This is a genomic window from Methanobrevibacter sp., assembly GCF_045646045.1.
Lineage (GTDB): Archaea > Methanobacteriota > Methanobacteria > Methanobacteriales > Methanobacteriaceae > Methanocatella.
Genome location: NZ_JAZRJY010000135.1, coordinates 1 through 17,263, shown reverse-complemented (window position 1 = coordinate 17,263; position 17,263 = coordinate 1). Strand labels below are relative to the sequence as shown.

The window sequence follows — 17,263 nt, the reverse complement described above, 5'->3', positions numbered from 1 at the left end:
TCAATTAAATCAACCACATTTTTAATAAAATAACATGGATGATCTTTAGGAATCAAGTTTCGCAAGTCCAACGGGACCAACATACTCTGATTTATATTATCATCTTTTAAAACCATGAATAAAACAACCATAAATATTAATATCTATAATAAAAGATTGTACTTCATAGTATATAAAATTAAAGGAAAATAAATCAATTAAAATTAGAAAAAAAGTTGTGACTTCGTGTCACATCCTCATTTTTTTAAAAAAAGAGTTATATTAGTTTTAAAGTTTAATTTTAAAATAAAAAAGAATCTTTAAAGAAATATCTTCTTTAAAGACTATTTGCCTGCTAAACTTTCAAATCCTTTTGTAGCCAGCAACCTTGTAAATGAACCTTCTGGCGTCATTACTATGTTTCCTTTTGAATATTGGTCTAGTGCAGTCTGGGTCATGGTATTTTTCTTAGCAGGATCTTTTGCAGCTTCTGCAAGTGCTTGAACTAATACCATTACAGCATCTCCTCTAGACATGTTTCCTTGAACATTTCCGTTACCAGGATATCCGTTATATGCATCATTTTCACGTACGATATCTTCTGCATCAAGGTCTTTGACTTCACCATTTACTTTAAGTGGTCTGATTGAATTAATAACTGCATCAATTCCATCAGTGTAGACAATAACGACTGCATCAGCATGTAAACCGGTTCTAGCTTCTACAATTTCACTTGCATATTTCATACCCGGCTTTACACCATACCACAGTGAATCGTGAAGAAGCAGTCCGCCTCCAACACCAGTTTCTGCAGGTTCTGATTGTGAAGGGTGTGTCATACCTCCTGGATATATTGGTGTATAATTATCTATCGCCCCATCTTTTAGGTGAACCATGAATGCCATATCTACTGCACCATTCTGTTGTTCTCCTTTATCTGAAGCTAAAACAAGGACATTCTTATCTTCTTTGACTAAGTCCGGACCTCCTAAAAGGGCTCCTGCAATTATACTTAATAATCCGATAAGAATAACAATAAGGATTGCGATAATTAGTTTTTTGCTTCTTTTCATTCAATCACATCATTTTTTAATTAAGATATAATTATATAAAAGTAAAAATATTTTACTAAATATACTATAATTAATAAACTATATAAAAGTTTTTTTTATTGACCTAAATTTTTAATAATTTTCAATTTTTAAATAAAATTAAATTATGTACAAAGCATTTGTACAATATTTTTCGAATCAATAAGTTTAATAAATAACATAGTATATAGATAAGTTTAAAAGATAAAGTGGTTTTTATGCATTCTCATGAATTGGAATTTAAAATTAGAAACTTGTCTACGGTAAATAATTATAGGGGCGCGGAGAGAATATTGATTGAACTTAAAAATTATTCTGGTCCTATAAGTGAAGACCAAATTTCAAGGTTTTGTTTTGCTGTTATTACTAATGAACAAGTTTACAACTGTTATAATTGTAAAGGATATTTAAAAATAATTATAACTAAATATAGGGATCTCATTGATGATTCTCAATATGAGGATATTTTAGAAATAATTAATTAATATGTTGGTGAAAAAATGCTTATCAATGTAGGTGCTGAATTCGGCACTCATTTGGAATCTGGTGACATTGCAACGGAACTGATTGATATTTTAAATAAATTACCTGAAAAAGAATTCATTTTGGATTTTAAGGATGTTATATTCATTACTATGAACTTTGCCCAGGCATATTATATGGCTAAGTCAGTATCATCCAAAAAGATTTCTGAAATCAATTTATCTGATAGTATTAAAGTGACTATGGGTGCTGCTGATGAGGCGGTAAATCCTTAATTTTCATATTTATTATTCGAGAAGTACAACACGGCTGATTTCGGATTCGTTTACAATATCCTTTCCGCATTCATCGCTTATTTTTTTTGCAAATTCTTTTACTTCATTAAATCTTGGCATATTCGCCAGTGTCAGTCTTTCACGTGATGATCCAACACACATATATGCTTTGACTTCAACAAAATCCGGGTCTGCTTTTTCAATTAGCTCAGCATATTTTTCGGGATTTGTCATGTTTCTTCCCTTAACGCATGTGTTCCTTATACATGTGCGGGAATTAAAACTAGAAAGTATTTCGAGAGATTCGTTTAAATTGTTCCAAGCATCATTTATTTTAGGCCTACATACATCATTAAATATTTCTTTTGTAGGTGCATCCAATGAAATGTATAGCTGATATGGATCATTTTCTAAATTTTCTAATCTTTCAGCGCATTGTCCGTTGCTTACTACAAATGTCGTAAAATCTCTTCTGTTAAATTCACCAATTAATTCGTCAATTTTTGGATAAAGGGTAGGTTCGCCTGCCAGTGAAATGGCAGCATTAGTAGGCTTTTTTAATTCTTCTAATTTCTTTTTATTAGCATTGTCATTTCCATAATAGCCACATAATAAATTATTTTGAGCTTTAATTGCTCCATCAACTATTGTTTTAGGGTCATCGTATTCATCATCTTCCCATTTTGTCTGGGTATAGGTTAAATCTCTCCAACAGAATTCACATTCCTGCTGGCAATTCGGGACTGCCGGAGACATTTGGAGGCATCTGTGGGATTCAATACCATAGAATTTTTCTTTATAACAAACTCCTTTGTCCACTATACTTTGTCGGGTCCAATGGCAGGTTTTAACTGCTGCATGGCCATGAGTACCTACAAATCTATATCCACTTTTTTCTAATTTTTCAATTTGGCTTTTATTAAATGACATAAAATCATTTTTATTTTTAGTTTTGTTAGTATTAGTATTTTGTGAGGGTCTCATTAAATTGAAAATTCTAATCATAAGTCTTTTTAATAATGTTATCTAAATATATATTATAATAATTTAAATTATAATGGCGATAATATGAATACACCAATAGTGATATTAAATTATAAAACTTATTTGGAATCAAGTGGTTTAAATGCTTTAAACCTTGCACGTGATTTAGAAAGTGCTGCTGCGGAGTCAGGCATTACAATGGTTGCTGTTCCACAGGCTGCAGATATTTTTAGAATTAAAGAAGAAACATCACTGCCGATTTTTGCTCAACATATTGATCCGATTACTCCGGGTGGTCATACCGGCGGAAATTTAATTGAAACTTTAGTTGAAGCAGGAGTTTCAGGTTCTTTAATTAATCATTCTGAAAAAAGAATGCAACTTGCAGATATTGATGAAGTTATTCAATTATGCAAACAACACGAAATTGAATCCTGTGTTTGTACGAATAATATTGCAACAAGTAAGGCTGTAGCTAGTTTAAATCCTGATGCTGTTGCTGTTGAACCGCCAGAACTTATTGGTACTGGTATACCTGTATCACAGGCACAACCGGAAGTTGTGGAAGATAGTGTTAAAGGTGTAAAAGAGATTAATAAGGATGTAAAAGTTTTATGTGGTGCCGGAATCACTAATGGTGATGATATGAAAGCAGCTATGGATTTAGGTGCAGATGGTGTATTGCTTGCTTCCGGTATTATAAAGGCTGAAAGTCCAAAAGATGCTTTATTAGATTTAGTAAGTAAATTATAATGAGTGAAAATATGTCTGGAAATTTTAATACTATAGATGATTTCGATATTGAAGATAAAACAGTTCTTGTACGTATTGATGTTAATTCTCCAGTAGATCCGGGTTCTGGAATTATTTTGGATGATACAAGACTAAAATTACATGCACAAACAATCAGGGAGTTATCTAAAAAAGGTGCTCGCGTAGTAATTCTTGCTCATCAAAGTCGTCCCGGAAAAAAAGACTTTACTCCATTAGCTCAACATGCTGATGCTTTATCAGACATTTTAAATTTGAGAGTCAAATATGTTGATTCTATTTTTTCATCTTCAGCTAAAAAAGCTATCAAAGACTTAAAATCTCATGAAATACTTTTGCTTGAAAATGTAAGATTCTTTTCAGAAGAGTCACTTTCTAGAAGTCCTGAAGAACAGTCTAAAACTATTCTAGTACAGGAATTATCCCCATTGATTGATTATTTTGTTAATGATGCATTTGCTGCAGCACATCGTTCACAAGCATCTTTGGTTGGATTTACAGTTAATACTCCATCCGCTGCAGGTCGTGTAATGGAAGAAGAATTAACAGTTATTCAGAATGCATTGGATAATGTTCAACATCCTTGTGTATTTTTACTCGGGGGAATGAAACCTGATGACTCTATTGATGTTATGGAAAATGTATTGAGCAATGGTACTGCAGATTCCATATTGACTACAGGTATTGTGGCTAATATTGTAATGTGGGCTGCAGGTGTTGAAATAGGTCAGGTAAATAGAGATTTCATTGCAAGTCGTGGATATGAAGATATGGTTGCAAAATCTAAAGATTTAATTGACCGGTTTGGAGATAAAGTAAAATATCCTATTGATATTGCTATAGATAAAGATGGGGAAAGAGAAGATATAGACTTTGAAGAAATTCCTAATGAATCTATTTTTGATATTGGTGTTAAAACAATTAATTATTATGCTAATGAAATAAGAAATGCAAAAACAATATTTGCAAATGGTCCGGCTGGTGTATTTGAAGACCCTAAATTTGCAATGGGTACTGAAGATTTAATTAATGCTATTGCAAACTCTGATGGTTTTTCATTAATTGGTGGAGGTCATATTGCTGCTGCTACTGCAGGTCTTGGCTGTGAAGACCAAATGAGTCATGTAAGTAGTGGTGGTGGAGCTTGTATTAGTATGCTGGCAGGTAAAAAGTTAGCTGCTGTAGAAGCTTTAAAAAAAAGTAAAGATTAGCTATTAAAAATATTTAATAGCTCTTCAGATGCTTTTTTAGGATTATCTGAACCCATAATGGCATTTACTACAGATAGTCCTTTTATCCCAGTATCTTTTAATTCACTTGCGTTTTCTTTTGTTATTCCACCTATTGCTACAACAGGAATATTGATGGAATTAACAATTTCAATTAATTCTTTTTTTGTAACGCTTTCGGCATCGGCTTTAGTTGATGATGGAAACATTGCTCCAGTTCCAATATAATCAGCACCATCTTTTTCAGCTTTTTTTGCTTCTTCAACAGTTGTTGCTGACACGCCCAATATTTTATTTTCACCTATTAATCTGCGTGTAACATCGCAAGGCATATCACTTTGACCGACATGCACGCCATCAGCGTCAATAGCTAATGCTATATCAACTCTATCGTTAATTATTAAAGGAACATCATATTTTGTTGTAATCTCTTTAACTTTTAAAGATAAATTATAAAAATCTAGTGTGTCTGCAGTTTTTTCTCTAATTTGTACTAAGCTGACTCCACCAAGAATAGCATTTTCTATTGTTTTTAAAAATTTCTCTTCATTTTCACTTTTGTCAGTTACTAAATAAAGTGATAAATCTATATTTTTCATAATATCTCAATTTTTGATTCACTTTTTAATTCTTCTGCATCTGTATTATACAATGCATCAATTAGGAAAGTTCTAAATGATCCCGTTCCGGATTTATTTTCATTAACTTTTGCTCTTGCTTTTTCACCTGCTTTATTCATTGCAAGTATTGCAAGCAATGCTCCTTCAAATGGTGTTGTAGCACCAACACAACCCCCAACGATGGCAGATAACATACATCCACTACCGGTTATTAATGGCATCATTTCATCTCCACCATAAATGGCAATTGTGGTTTTTCCATCACTTAAAATGTCAATAGGGCCACTTGCTAATATTACAGTATTTAATTTTTCTGCGGTTTTTCTAATAATTTCTCCATTAGCTTTTAAGTTATTTTGTGTTATGGCATCATCATCACAGGCATCTACACCTTTTGCAGTATTTGTTTCATCTATAAGATTAAACAATTGAGATATTGATTTAATTTCGGTAATATTTCCACGTATTACTGCAGGATTGTAATTTTTAATTAAGTCTATTGTGGTTTCATTTCTAAGTTTACTGACACCGACTCCAACTGGGTCTAGTGTTATTGGGGTATTTGTTTTATTTGCTTGCGCGGAGCTTACTTTCATTGATTCAATTTGCTGGTGGTTTAATGTTCCTATATTTACTACTAATGCATTAGCAATATTTACTATTTCTTCAACTTCGTCTACATCTTCAGCCATTATTGGTGAAGCACCAATTGCTAAAACAGCATTTGCACAGTCATTAACTGTAACAAAATTGGTTATACAGTGGGTTAACGGATTTTTTTCTCTTACTTCTTTTAATAAAGAAGGTATTTTATCAAGATATTCATTTGTCATATTATATTATTATATTTTTAATTTTATTTAAAAATAGTGATTCTCACATAGTTTTACGAAAAGTATTTAAATGATATTAAATAAACAATTAAATGTTACATTAATTATTTTATTATCGCCTCGGTGGCTCAGCCTGGTAGAGCGCCAGACTTGTAATCTGGTGGTCGCGGGTTCAATTCCCGCCCGGGGCTTAATAATACATTTTCTAGTATAAGTTTAGTTAAATTTATATACAAGGAAATAAATATTATAATATGTTGTATATTGTTGGGACCATAGGGTAGCTTGGTCGATCCTTTGGGCTTTGGGAGCCTGAGACTCCGGTTCAAATCCGGGTGGTCCCATTTAAGTCCCGCCTTAGCTCAATTTGGCAGAGCGTTGGACTGTAGATCCAAATGTTGCTGGTTCAAGTCCGGCAGGCGGGATTTCAACTATTTTATTTGAAGTCACTCGTATTTTTTAAAAATCTCATTGTTTTTCAAAACATTTATATATGATGACTATCAATAATTAATAAATAGTGTATTGTTATGATGCACTAAATTTAAGTGTTTGCCCTGGTGGTGTAGGGGCTATCATGCGGGCCTGTCGAGCCCGCGACTCGGGTTCAAATCCCGGCCAGGGCGCTTAAATTTCATAAGTTTTGTGAGGGCCCGTAGCTCAGTCTGGCAGAGCGCTTGGCTTTTAACCAAGCGGCCGCGGGTTCAATTCCCGTCGGGCCCGTTCTAATTTTATATTTAACTTTTCTAGCTGGAGGAAAAAATTTGAAAATAGATATTCAACAACATGATTTAGTACCAAAGCATGAAGTTATTTCAGAATCTGAAAAAGAATTATTACAACAGAATTCTGATTTTGATATTAATAACCTTCCGAAAATTAAAATTAATGATCCTGTCGTGAAAGAGTTTCCTAAAGATTCTGTTTCCGTAGGAGATGTTATAAAAATTACTCGTAATAGTAAAACTGCTGGTGAATTTATTTCATATAGAATAGTTATTGAAGGTTAGATAATTAATATAATTTTAGAGTAAGTTTATATTGTTTAATTTCTGTATTTTTTGTTTTTTTAGAAATTCATTATAAATTAGTTTGAGATGAATTATCTTATAAAAGATAGTTGGGAGTAAATTAAGAATAATGATTTAGAAATGTAATAAGTTAAATTTTCATTTATAATTTATTTTTATTGCTTAATTTAGATTTATTATGTTTATATAATGCTGGAGGAAGTCAATGACAGATAATAACTGGAAGTTAGTTGATGCATTTTTTGACAAGTATGATTTAGTCGATCACCATATTAAATCATACAATGATTTTGTGAATAATAGAATTCAGAAAATTATTGATATTAGTGAACCTATCGTTATTGAAAACGATGAAACCGATGACGAAACAGGCGAAATCAAGAAGGTTAGATACACTGTAAAAACTGGTCAAGTTAAAATTAAAAAACCGTTTACTCGTGAAGCTGATGGTTCTAACAGTGATATTTATCCTACTGATGCAAGACTTAGAAATTTAAACTATTCTGCACATATGTATCTTGATATGGCATTGAATAAGGATGATGAAGAAAATCCTTTGGAAGAAGTTTACATTGGGGAATTACCTGTAATGTTAAAATCTGATTACTGCTATCTCAATGGTCTTAGTGCTGAAGAATTATTAGAGCATAATGAAGACCCTCAGGATTTAGGTGGGTATTTCATAGTTAACGGTTCTGAAAGGGCTGTTGTTACTATGGAAGAAATTGCACCTAACAAGGTTATTCTTGAACGTGTTAAAGAAGTTGAAGATAGACATGCTAAAGCTGTTGTAACTTCAATTAGAAGTGGTTTTAGAGCTAGAATTACTTTAGAGTATAAAAAACCACGTAAAAATAAAGCATTTTTAAGAGTATCTTTCCCTTATGTTCCTGGTGAAATACCACTTGTTATTTTATTAAGGGCTTTAGGTTTATCCACTGATCAAGAAATTATTACTAAAATTTCTGAATCAAATAATAATTTCCAAATGATTATTGCAGATGATATTAAAGTATCTGAAGAAGCTCTCAAATTAGACCCTGATGAAATGGCTGATTTAACAATTGAGGAAAGAAATGAATACTTAAGAACCGCCGCAATTAAATATATTGGAAATCGTGTTGCTTTTAAAATGTCTGAAGATTATCGTATACAACGTGCTGAAGAAGTAATAGACCGTTATTTACTACCTCATTTAGGAGATAGTAAAGAAAGACGTGCTGATAAAGCTACTTATTTGGCTGAAATGACTGAAATGTTACTTGAAGTTATTCATGAACAAAGAGAACCTCACGATAAGGACCATTATACTAATAAAAGACTCAGAGTTTCTGGAGATTTAATGGAAGATTTATTTAGAGTTGCTTTCACTAATTTAACTAGAGATATGAGTTATCAACTTGAAAGAAGTATTTCTAGAGGTAAAGAACTTTCAATTAAGCAAGCTGTTCGTAGTGATGTTCTAACTGAAAATATTAAACATGCAATTGCTACAGGTAATTGGGTCGGCGGAAGAGCTGGTGTAAGTCAGCTTTTAGATAGAACAAGTTACATGGGTACTCTTTCTCATTTAAGACGTGTTGTATCTCCATTAACTAGAAGTCAACCTCACTTTGAAGCAAGAGATTTGCACCCAACTCAATTTGGTAAAATTTGTCCTAACGAGACTCCGGAGGGACCAAATTGTGGTTTGGTAAAGAATTTAGCTTTAATGTGTAATATTTCAGAAGGTTCTGACGAGCAAGAAATTAAAGATATAATTGAAACTATGGATGTTGAATTGATTTAAGGAGGTGAAATGTTGACTGAATATACTGACCAAGATTTTGAAAAAGCTTATAAATTTTTTGGATTTAACAATGTTGTTACTCATAAAAAAGTTAGAGACAAATTTGAAAAATTAGCTAAACTTCACCACCCGGATAATGGTGGAGATGAAGAGAAAATGGCTGAAATTAATCACCATAAATTAATTATTGATAAATTTTTTGATATTAATCCAGAATTAATAAAGAATACAAGACTTAATAAACCGTTTTCTGAATTTTTCGGTGATATTGCTGAGTCATTAGATATTAATAAAGAATCTGATGAAACTGCAATTAATGAAGAGGAATCTATGGGTATTGAGTTAGCTGCTGATGAAGCGGATGGTGAAATTGAACCAATTGATAATGAATTGGCTGCTGATGTTGTTGCTGATGAGGAAGCTGGCGAAATTGAACCTGTTGCTGCTGATGAGGAAGCTGGCGAAATTGAACCTATTGATGATGAAGAAGATGGTGATATTGAACCTGTTGATGAACTTCCAGTAAGTGCTCCACTTAAAACAAAAATTTACATCAATGGTGAACTTTTCGGAACTTGTGATAATCCTAGTGAATTTACTCAGGAAATGAGAGAAAAAAGAAGAACAGGACAAGTTTCCCATGAAATGAATATTACCTATTATGAAGATAATAATGAAATTTATATTTTCAACGATCCTGGTAGGGCAAGAAGACCTTTAATCATTGTTAAAGATGGTCAACCACTCCTTACCGAAGATCATCTTAATAAAGTCGCTAACGGTAAATTAAAATGGGATGATTTAATTGAAAAAGGTCTCATTGAATACTTAGATGCAGAAGAAGAGGAAAATTCATACATTGCAATGAGATTAAATGATTTGAATGTCGATCATACTCATTTGGAAATTGACCCTGCTACCATGTTAGGTATTTGTGCAGGTATTATTCCATTTTCAGACCACAATTCTTCACCAAGGAATACAATGGAAGCAGGTATGACAAAACAGGCTTTAGGATTATATGTATCTAATTATGCATTCCGTACAGACACTAGGGCTCATTTATTACATCATCCTCAAACTCCTATTGTTAAAACACGTATTATTGACTCAACTAACTATGACTTAAGACCTTCCGGTCAAAACTTTGTTGTTGCATTAATGTCTTATGAAGGGTATAACATGGAGGATGCAATGGTTATCAACAAAGGTTCTCTTGAAAGGGGATTAGGCAGATCTTCATTTTTCAGATCATATGATACTTCTGAAAAAAGGTACCCTGGTGGTCAAGAAGATAATTTCGAAGTTCCAGATAAAAATATTAAAGGATATCGTTCAGAAGAAGCATATAGACACTTAGATGAATTTGGTGTTGTAAATCCTGAATCTTATGTTGAATCTGGAGATGTATTAATCGGTAAAACTTCTCCACCAAGATTCTTAGGTGAGTTTGATGAATTGGCTAGTGCTTCAGAAAAAAGAAGAGAAACTTCTGTAACTGTACGTCACGGTGAAAAAGGTATTGTTGATGCTGTTTTATTAACTGAAACCATTGAAGGTTCTAGACTTGCTAAAATTAGAGTAAGGGATACTAGACAACCTGAATTTGGGGACAAATTCGCATCAAGACACGGTCAGAAAGGGGTTATTGGTTTAATTTTATCTCCTGAAGATGTACCTTTCACAGAATTTGGTGTTGTTCCGGATTTAATTGTTAATCCGCACGCTATTCCTTCCAGGATGTCTGTAGGTCAGGTGCTTGAGATGGTTGCTGGTAAAGCTGGTTGTCTTGAAGGAGAACGTATTGACGGTACTCCATTCAACATAGAACTTGAAAAAACAATTAAACAACATCTTTTAAATAATGGTTTTGAATCTGCAGGTTGTGAATCATTATACAATGGTGTAACTGGTGAAAGAATTGAAGCAGAGATTTTCGTTGGAGTGGCTTATTATCAAAAATTACACCACATGACTACTGATAAAGTTTATGCACGTTCTAGAGGTCCAGTACAAGTTCTTACACGCCAACCTACTGAAGGTAGGGCTCGTGAAGGTGGTTTAAGGTTTGGAGAAATGGAAAGAGATTGTCTCATTGCACATGGTGCAGCTTTAACCTTAAAAGAAAGACTTTTAGATGAATCAGACAAATATGAAGCAATTGTTTGTGAACATTGTGGAATGTTGGCTGTTGAAGATAAAAATAGAAATAAAAAATATTGTCCTATATGTGGAGATGTAGAAACTTATCCAGTTGAAATATCATATGCATTTAAATTATTATTGGATGAACTTAAAAGTTTGTGTATCTTCCCTAAATTAGTTTTAGGAGACAAAGCATAATATTGAAGGAGCCGGTACATTGAAAGAATTTATCAAAAAAATTGAAAGGATTAACTTTGGATTAATGTCTCCAGAGGATATTCGTAATATGTCTGTTGTTCGTGTTGAAACTCCAGATACTTATGATTCTGATGGTTATCCAATTGAAAATGGTTTGATGGATCCTCGTTTAGGTGTTTTAGACCCTTCACTTAAATGTCACACCTGTGGTGTTAGAGGTGGGGACTGTCAAGGACACTTTGGTAGTATTGAACTTGCAAGACCAGTTCTTCATGTTGGTTTTGGAGATATTATTCATAAAATATTACGTTCAACTTGTAACGAATGTGGACGTGTATTATTACCTGAAGATGTTTTAGACGATTACAGAGAAAAAATTGCTGAAGCAATGCATAATAAAGAAAACTTGGAAGATATCTTAAAAAAGCTTCAAAATGATGCTAAAAAAGTTGAATTGCCTGAAAATAAACAAAATGAGATTGTTGAAAAAATCATGGGTCAACTTTATCCTGAAGGCATTGAATATGATGATGTTGAAAGGGATGATATCTTAATAGGTATATTAAATGATCTTTATTATGATGCATATGTAATAAGAGATGAAAATGATGATAAACCATCATTTAATTATATTGATCCTAAATTGCTTTGTCCTCACTGTAGGAAGAATCAATCTTCAGCAGATATTGAAGCCAGTTTTGATCTTATCGAAAAAAGAAACAGAAACGATATAGATGATATTAAAGAATCTATCCGCGATAATATTGACAGTGAATATGATAAGAAAGTTGAGAAAATCGATTCAAGAATCGAAAAACTCAATAAAGAAGCTGAAGTAGACACTGATGCTATAAAAGAATTGGAAGAAGAAAAAGCCAAAATTTTAGCTGAATATGATGAAAAGGCTGAAAAGAAATATCAGTCTGAACTTAAAAGGCGTCTTGGCGATCATGTAAAAATTTATCTTCAAAATCTTATTCAAGAACCTATCAGTTTGGATAAGCCGGTTACTATCCATCAAGGAGAGTATAAATTAACTGCATCTGAAATCAGAGAAAGGTTAGAAAGAATCACTGATGAAGATATTTTTGTTTTAGGTATTAATCCTGAAGTTGCAAGACCTGAATGGTTAGTCTTAACTGTTTTACCAGTTCCTCCAGTAACTGTAAGGCCTTCTATTACTTTGGATACTGGTGAACGTTCAGAGGATGATTTAACCCATAAATTAGTTGATATTTTGCGTATTAATCAGAGATTAGTTGAGAATATGGAAGCTGGTGCTCCTCAATTAATTGTAGAGGATTTATGGGACTTGTTACAATATCACGTTACTACTTACTTTGATAATGAGGCTAGTGGTGTTCCACCATCCAAACACAGATCAGGAAGACCTTTAAAAACCTTAACTCAAAGGTTAAAAGGAAAAGAAGGAAGATTCAGATCCAACCTTTCAGGTAAACGTGTAAACTTCTCTGCACGTACAGTAATTTCCCCTGATCCAAACATTAGTATTAACGAAGTTGGTGTTCCTGAAATGATTGCAAAAGAGGTAACTGTACCTGCATATGTAAATGACTGGAACATTGATGAAATCAGAACTTACGTTGAAAACGGTCCTAATGTTCACCCTGGTGCAAACTACATGATTTCAGAATCTGGAAACAGAAGAAAAATCAATGAAGATACCAAAGAATATATCTTAGAGAATTTAAAACCAGGTGACATTGTAGAAAGACACTTAAAAGATGGAGATATGGTTTTATTCAATCGTCAACCTTCACTTCACAGAATGAGTATGATGGCACACGAAGTAAGAGTATTACCTTACAAAACATTCAGATTAAACTTATGTGTATGTCCTCCATACAATGCAGATTTCGATGGAGACGAAATGAACATGCACGTTTTCCAAACTGATGAATCTCGTGCAGAAGCAAAATCATTGATGCGTGTACAGGAACACATTTTATCTCCAAGGTTTGGTGGACCAATTATCGGTGCAATTCACGACCACATTTCCGGAGCATACTTGTTAACCAGAAAATCAATGAGATTTACAGAAGAACAAGCATTACAGATTATTCGTAAATCTCATTTGGCAATCCCTGAAAAAGATGGGGACAAATGGTTATTAAAAGCTGAATCAGAAGAAAGTCCGGAAATCGAAAGAGAAATTGCAAAGAAAACTAAAAATGTTCGTGGAACCAAAGCAGATAAAGAAGCATATCTCAACACTTTAGATTTAACTGAAGATGAAATAGCAAAACGTCTTAAAGCTAACAAATGGACTGATGACGAAAAAGAAACAATCAAATCCATTGCTCAAAAACGTATTGCCGATGAGATTACTGCAAAATATTCATCAGGTAATGATGATGAAAATACCGATTCATTAATCATTAAAAATGAAGGTGATGAATGGACCGGAAAAGAGTTATTCTCATTACTTTTACCTAATGACTTAAACTTAACATATAAAGCTGAAATTTGTACTAAATGTGGTCAATGTGACAGAACATTAAGTGAAGCTCCTAGTTTAGAGGATGTAGATTATGACAGGTTATGTCCTATCGATGCATATGTCAGAATTAAAAATGGTATCTTAAAACAAGGGGTTATTGATGAAAAAGCATATGGATCCATGTCCGGTCAAATTTTAGATAAAATCGTTAAAGAATATGGTCCGGGAAGAGCAAAAGAATTCTTAGACAGATCAACTGACTTAGCTATCTGTGGAATCATGGTAACTGGTATTACAACCAGTTTAAATGATGAAGAAATCCCTGAAGAAGCTCAAGCAAGGATTAATGAGCACTTACAAACTTCAGAAGAAAAAGTAGATAAGTTAATTGACGCATATAATGAAGGATTCCTTGATGCATTACCTGGTAGAAGTTTAGAAGAGACTTTAGAAATGAGAATCATGCAAGTTCTAGGGGAAGCTAGGGATAAATCCGGTGAAATTGCAGAAGATTACTTAACTATGGAACACAACCACTCTGTTGTCATGGCACGTACTGGTGCTAGGGCATCCATGTTGAACTTGACTCAGATTACTTCCTGTGTAGGTCAACAGGCAGTTAGGGGTGGACGTATCCACAGGGGTTACATTGAAAGAACATTGCCTCACTTCAAAAGAAACGAATTGGGGGCAAAAGCAAAAGGATTTGTACACTCCAGTTATAAATCTGGATTAGACCCAATTGAATTCTTCTTCCACGCTATGGGAGGAAGGGAAGGTCTTGTAGATACTGCGATTCGTACCGCACAATCCGGTTATATGCAAAGAAGACTTGTAAACGCACTTCAAGATTTACAAGTAAAACCTTCAGGACTTGTAACTGACAATCAAAGTAATGTTGTTCAAAGAATCTTTGGTGACGATGGGGTAGATCCAGCTAAAAGTGACTTTGGTATAGCAGCAAACTTGGATAAACTTATTGAAGAGATTAAATTAGAAGAAAAATCTAAGGAAGTAGGTAAATAAGGGGTGTAAATATGGATGAATTAATTGAAAAAGTGCAAAATACTTTGGAAGAGCGCAATATTTGCATTCCAGAAGATTATGATATTAAAAATATTTTAGTCGATTATGATTCAGTCGATATTACTGATGATATTTTTGAAGAAATAATTGCTAAATATAAAAATATCAATGCTGTTTGCGATTTATTAAGTCAATATAATATTGATTTTGTTGAATTTTCAAATTCTTTAGAAGAAAATGATATTGAAATGTTAGATTATTATTATATTAAAAATATCTTTGAAAAAACTAACAAAAATCAACTTTCTGATGAAGATTTAACATCCATTATCAATGATATTAGTATTATTGATAAAGTTTTAAGTGTTTTAACCGATAAAGGTATAGAATTCCCTAAAGGTTATGTTGAAGATTTAGCAAATGCTTATGTTCGTCGTGATTTAACTGATGATGAATTAGATAAACTTGCAGATAAATTAAAAACTGCCTATGACCGAGCTCATGTTGAAGCTGGAGAGGCTGTTGGAACAGTAGCTGCGCAATCTGTTGGTGAACCTGGTACTCAGATGACTATGCGTACTTTTCACTATGCAGGGGTTACTGAGTTAAACGTAACATTAGGTCTTCCAAGACTCATTGAAATTGTTGATGCAAGAAAAGACATTGCAACTCCAACAATGGACATTTACTTTGAAGAAGATAAATGTCAAGATGAAGAATTCGTTAAAACTTTAGCAAATAAAATTGGTAGAAGTACTATTAACGATATTCTTGAAGACTTTAATTTAAATTATGCTGAAATGCAAGTTGAAGCTACATTATCAGATAAGAAAATTGATGAAAGAAGACTTGTTAAAGATGAGATTATTCAAAAAATCGAGGCTGACTTCAAGAAAGATAAACCCGAAATTACTGGAAATCTAATAATAATTAAACCTAAAGAAGATGGAGATGAAAGACACAGAATCCGTAATCTTCGTTTATTAGCTGATAAAGTCCGTGACTTACAAATCAGTGGAGTTAAAAAAATAGGTAAAGTTATTATCCGTAAGGATGAAGAATGGGTTATCCATACTGAAGGGTCAAATCTTAAAGAGATTTTATCTTTTGATGGAATTGATGCTAGAAGAACTACTACTAACAGTATTCGTGAAATAGAAGATGTTTTAGGTATTGAAGCAGCTCGTCAATCAATAATTAATGAAGCGAATAATACTCTCTCAGAGCAAGGTCTTACTGTTGATGTAAGGCATATCATGTTAGTTGCAGATATTATGACTTCCGAAGGTGAAGTAAAATCCATTGGAAGACATGGTATTAGTGGTGAAAAATCAAGTGTTTTAGCACGTGCAGCTTTTGAAGAAACCGGTAAGCATTTACTTAACGCAAGTATTCGTGGAGAAGTAGATGATTTAACTGGTATCATCGAAAATATTATTATTGGACAACCAATACCTCTTGGTACCGGATCAATCGGTGTCAAAATGGCAAAAAATGAATAGGAGGCTAGATGATGGACGTAGATAGAGGAATCAGAGTAGCTGTCGACACAGGTGATGTGACTTTAGGCTCTGAAAAATCAATTCAATCTTTAAAATTAGGAAAAGGTCAACTCGTTGTTGTTGCTCAAAATGCTCCTAATGATATTATTGAAGATGTTGAATATTATGCAAAACTCTCAGAAATCCCTTGTCACATTTATGATGGAACAAGTGTTGACTTAGGTTCTGTTTGTGGTAAACCTTTTACCGTTGCTACATTAATCGTTAACGATCCAGGAGATTCTACTATATTAGATGATTTGAGGTAGATTTACGTGTCTATTAAATTTGGTGCAAATGAAATAAGATTCATTGCTTTATTTGAGAATATGACTGGAGCAATGGTTAAGGATTGCATTATCGATGATGATAACAATAAGGTTACTTTCGTTGTTAAGCAAGGAGATATGGGATTAGCTATAGGTAAACGTGGAAGTACCGTATCAAAAGTTCAAAGGGCAGTAGATAGAGGGGTCGAAGTCATTGAATTCAATGAAGATCCTGAACAATTTATCAAAAATATTTTATCTCCGGCTGAGTTGCAAAGCGTGAAAATTTCAACTAGAAAATCTGGAGAAAAAATTGCTACTGTTGCAACAGATAATACTAATAAGCGTATTGCTATTGGTAAAAATGGTATTAACATAGAAAGGGCTAAAGTATTAGCTAATAGACTACATAATATTGACAACATTATTTTAAAATAGCTTTTTTAAGCTATTATCTTTTTTTATTTTTTTTTTATTTTTAAAATATAATCTGTAAAATTAATTATTTTTGTAAATGATTATGAGACAGGAAGTCTAT

Annotated in this window: 15 protein-coding genes and 5 tRNA genes; 16 read left to right on the top strand and 4 right to left on the bottom strand. The window is 33.0% G+C overall.

The genetic code is table 11. From position 1 onward, the window contains the following. Positions 1-323: 323 nt before the first annotated feature. The gene (locus ACKI5C_RS09000; protein WP_407432795.1) at positions 324-1,052 is read right to left on the bottom strand and encodes a DUF4012 domain-containing protein; all 729 of its coding nucleotides are present in this window, start codon (positions 1,050-1,052) and stop codon (positions 324-326) included. A gap of 236 nt (positions 1,053-1,288) precedes the next feature. Between ACKI5C_RS09000 and ACKI5C_RS08995 the strand changes: the two genes are divergently transcribed. Continuing rightward, positions 1,289-1,555, top strand: coding sequence for a hypothetical protein (locus tag ACKI5C_RS08995; RefSeq protein WP_407432794.1), 267 nt, complete (start codon positions 1,289-1,291; stop codon positions 1,553-1,555). A gap of 15 nt (positions 1,556-1,570) precedes the next feature. Further along, on the top strand, positions 1,571-1,828 hold the full coding sequence (locus tag ACKI5C_RS08990) for a hypothetical protein (RefSeq protein ID WP_407432793.1): 258 nt from the start codon (positions 1,571-1,573) through the stop codon (positions 1,826-1,828). Positions 1,829-1,840: 12 nt separating this feature from the next. Here ACKI5C_RS08990 and twy1 read toward each other — a convergent pair whose 3' ends face one another. Then, complete coding sequence (twy1, locus tag ACKI5C_RS08985) at positions 1,841-2,758, bottom strand: 4-demethylwyosine synthase TYW1 (RefSeq protein ID WP_407432792.1); 918 nt, start codon at positions 2,756-2,758, stop codon at positions 1,841-1,843. A gap of 138 nt (positions 2,759-2,896) precedes the next feature. Here twy1 and tpiA point away from each other — a divergent pair, with 138 nt between their 5' ends. Next, on the top strand, positions 2,897-3,565 hold the full coding sequence (gene tpiA / locus ACKI5C_RS08980; protein ID WP_296797346.1) for a triose-phosphate isomerase: 669 nt from the start codon (positions 2,897-2,899) through the stop codon (positions 3,563-3,565). Positions 3,566-3,576: 11 nt separating this feature from the next. Beyond that, positions 3,577-4,794: a phosphoglycerate kinase gene (locus ACKI5C_RS08975; protein WP_407432791.1), complete on the top strand. Its 1,218-nt coding sequence runs from the start codon at positions 3,577-3,579 to the stop codon at positions 4,792-4,794. Here ACKI5C_RS08975 and thiE read toward each other — a convergent pair. Together thiE and thiM are read right to left on the bottom strand one after the other, a co-directional pair. Further along, positions 4,791-5,411 (bottom strand): thiamine phosphate synthase, encoded by a 621-nt coding sequence (gene thiE / locus ACKI5C_RS08970; RefSeq protein WP_407432790.1) that lies wholly within the window; start codon positions 5,409-5,411, stop codon positions 4,791-4,793. The genes ACKI5C_RS08975 and thiE overlap by 4 nt on opposite strands. Next, a complete protein-coding gene (thiM, locus tag ACKI5C_RS08965; protein WP_296797339.1) occupies positions 5,408-6,265 on the bottom strand; it encodes a hydroxyethylthiazole kinase in 858 nt (285 codons plus the stop codon). The genes thiE and thiM overlap by 4 nt, the downstream gene beginning before the upstream one ends. 117 nt (positions 6,266-6,382) lie before the next feature. Here thiM and ACKI5C_RS08960 point away from each other — a divergent pair. The 12 genes from ACKI5C_RS08960 to ACKI5C_RS08905 all read left to right on the top strand — a co-directional run bounded on the left by ACKI5C_RS08960 (position 6,383) and on the right by ACKI5C_RS08905 (position 17,163). Beyond that, positions 6,383-6,456, top strand: a tRNA-Thr gene (locus ACKI5C_RS08960). Between the two features lie 78 nt (positions 6,457-6,534). After that, a tRNA-Pro gene (locus ACKI5C_RS08955) sits at positions 6,535-6,609 on the top strand. 7 nt (positions 6,610-6,616) lie between these two features. Beyond that, positions 6,617-6,690 (top strand) — tRNA-Tyr (locus ACKI5C_RS08950). Between the two features lie 129 nt (positions 6,691-6,819). Next, a tRNA-Asp gene (locus tag ACKI5C_RS08945) sits at positions 6,820-6,891 on the top strand. Between the two features lie 23 nt (positions 6,892-6,914). Then, positions 6,915-6,988: transfer RNA gene (locus tag ACKI5C_RS08940), tRNA-Lys, on the top strand. Positions 6,989-7,029: 41 nt separating this feature from the next. Beyond that, positions 7,030-7,275 (top strand): DNA-directed RNA polymerase subunit H, encoded by a 246-nt coding sequence (locus ACKI5C_RS08935; protein ID WP_296797337.1) that lies wholly within the window; start codon positions 7,030-7,032, stop codon positions 7,273-7,275. Between the two features lie 226 nt (positions 7,276-7,501). Beyond that, entirely contained in the window at positions 7,502-9,085 is a 1,584-nt protein-coding gene (locus tag ACKI5C_RS08930; RefSeq protein ID WP_407432789.1) for a DNA-directed RNA polymerase subunit B'', read from the top strand. 12 nt (positions 9,086-9,097) lie between these two features. Then, positions 9,098-11,428 (top strand): DNA-directed RNA polymerase subunit B, encoded by a 2,331-nt coding sequence (gene rpoB, locus ACKI5C_RS08925; RefSeq protein ID WP_407432788.1) that lies wholly within the window; start codon positions 9,098-9,100, stop codon positions 11,426-11,428. Positions 11,429-11,447: 19 nt separating this feature from the next. Beyond that, positions 11,448-14,915 carry a DNA-directed RNA polymerase subunit A' gene (locus ACKI5C_RS08920; RefSeq protein ID WP_407432787.1) on the top strand — a complete coding sequence of 1,156 codons (3,468 nt, stop codon included), beginning with the start codon at positions 11,448-11,450 and terminating at the stop codon, positions 14,913-14,915. 248 nt (positions 14,916-15,163) lie between these two features. Further along, the gene (gene rpoA2 / locus ACKI5C_RS08915) at positions 15,164-16,417 is read left to right on the top strand and encodes a DNA-directed RNA polymerase subunit A'' (RefSeq protein WP_407432796.1); all 1,254 of its coding nucleotides are present in this window, start codon (positions 15,164-15,166) and stop codon (positions 16,415-16,417) included. An 8-nt stretch (positions 16,418-16,425) separates the two neighbouring features. After that, positions 16,426-16,725: a 50S ribosomal protein L30e gene (locus ACKI5C_RS08910; protein WP_407432786.1), complete on the top strand. Its 300-nt coding sequence runs from the start codon at positions 16,426-16,428 to the stop codon at positions 16,723-16,725. 6 nt (positions 16,726-16,731) lie between these two features. Further along, entirely contained in the window at positions 16,732-17,163 is a 432-nt protein-coding gene (locus tag ACKI5C_RS08905; protein ID WP_407432785.1) for a NusA-like transcription termination signal-binding factor, read from the top strand. Positions 17,164-17,263 lie beyond the last annotated feature (100 nt).

Bases quoted from the DNA above. Each gene is read 5' to 3' on its own strand.
- ACKI5C_RS09000 (WP_407432795.1), bottom strand. From the start codon at position 1,052: ATGAAAAGAAGCAAAAAACTAATTATCGCAATCCTTATTGTTATTCTT.
- ACKI5C_RS08995 (WP_407432794.1), top strand. From the start codon at position 1,289: ATGCATTCTCATGAATTGGAATTTAAAATTAGAAACTTGTCTACGGTA.
- ACKI5C_RS08990 (WP_407432793.1), top strand. From the start codon at position 1,571: ATGCTTATCAATGTAGGTGCTGAATTCGGCACTCATTTGGAATCTGGT.
- twy1 (WP_407432792.1), bottom strand. From the start codon at position 2,758: ATGTCATTTAATAAAAGCCAAATTGAAAAATTAGAAAAAAGTGGATAT.
- tpiA (WP_296797346.1), top strand. From the start codon at position 2,897: ATGAATACACCAATAGTGATATTAAATTATAAAACTTATTTGGAATCA.
- ACKI5C_RS08975 (WP_407432791.1), top strand. From the start codon at position 3,577: ATGTCTGGAAATTTTAATACTATAGATGATTTCGATATTGAAGATAAA.
- thiE (WP_407432790.1), bottom strand. From the start codon at position 5,411: ATGAAAAATATAGATTTATCACTTTATTTAGTAACTGACAAAAGTGAA.
- thiM (WP_296797339.1), bottom strand. From the start codon at position 6,265: ATGACAAATGAATATCTTGATAAAATACCTTCTTTATTAAAAGAAGTA.
- ACKI5C_RS08930 (WP_407432789.1), top strand. From the start codon at position 7,502: ATGACAGATAATAACTGGAAGTTAGTTGATGCATTTTTTGACAAGTAT.
- rpoA2 (WP_407432796.1), top strand. From the start codon at position 15,164: ATGTTAGATTATTATTATATTAAAAATATCTTTGAAAAAACTAACAAA.
- ACKI5C_RS08910 (WP_407432786.1), top strand. From the start codon at position 16,426: ATGATGGACGTAGATAGAGGAATCAGAGTAGCTGTCGACACAGGTGAT.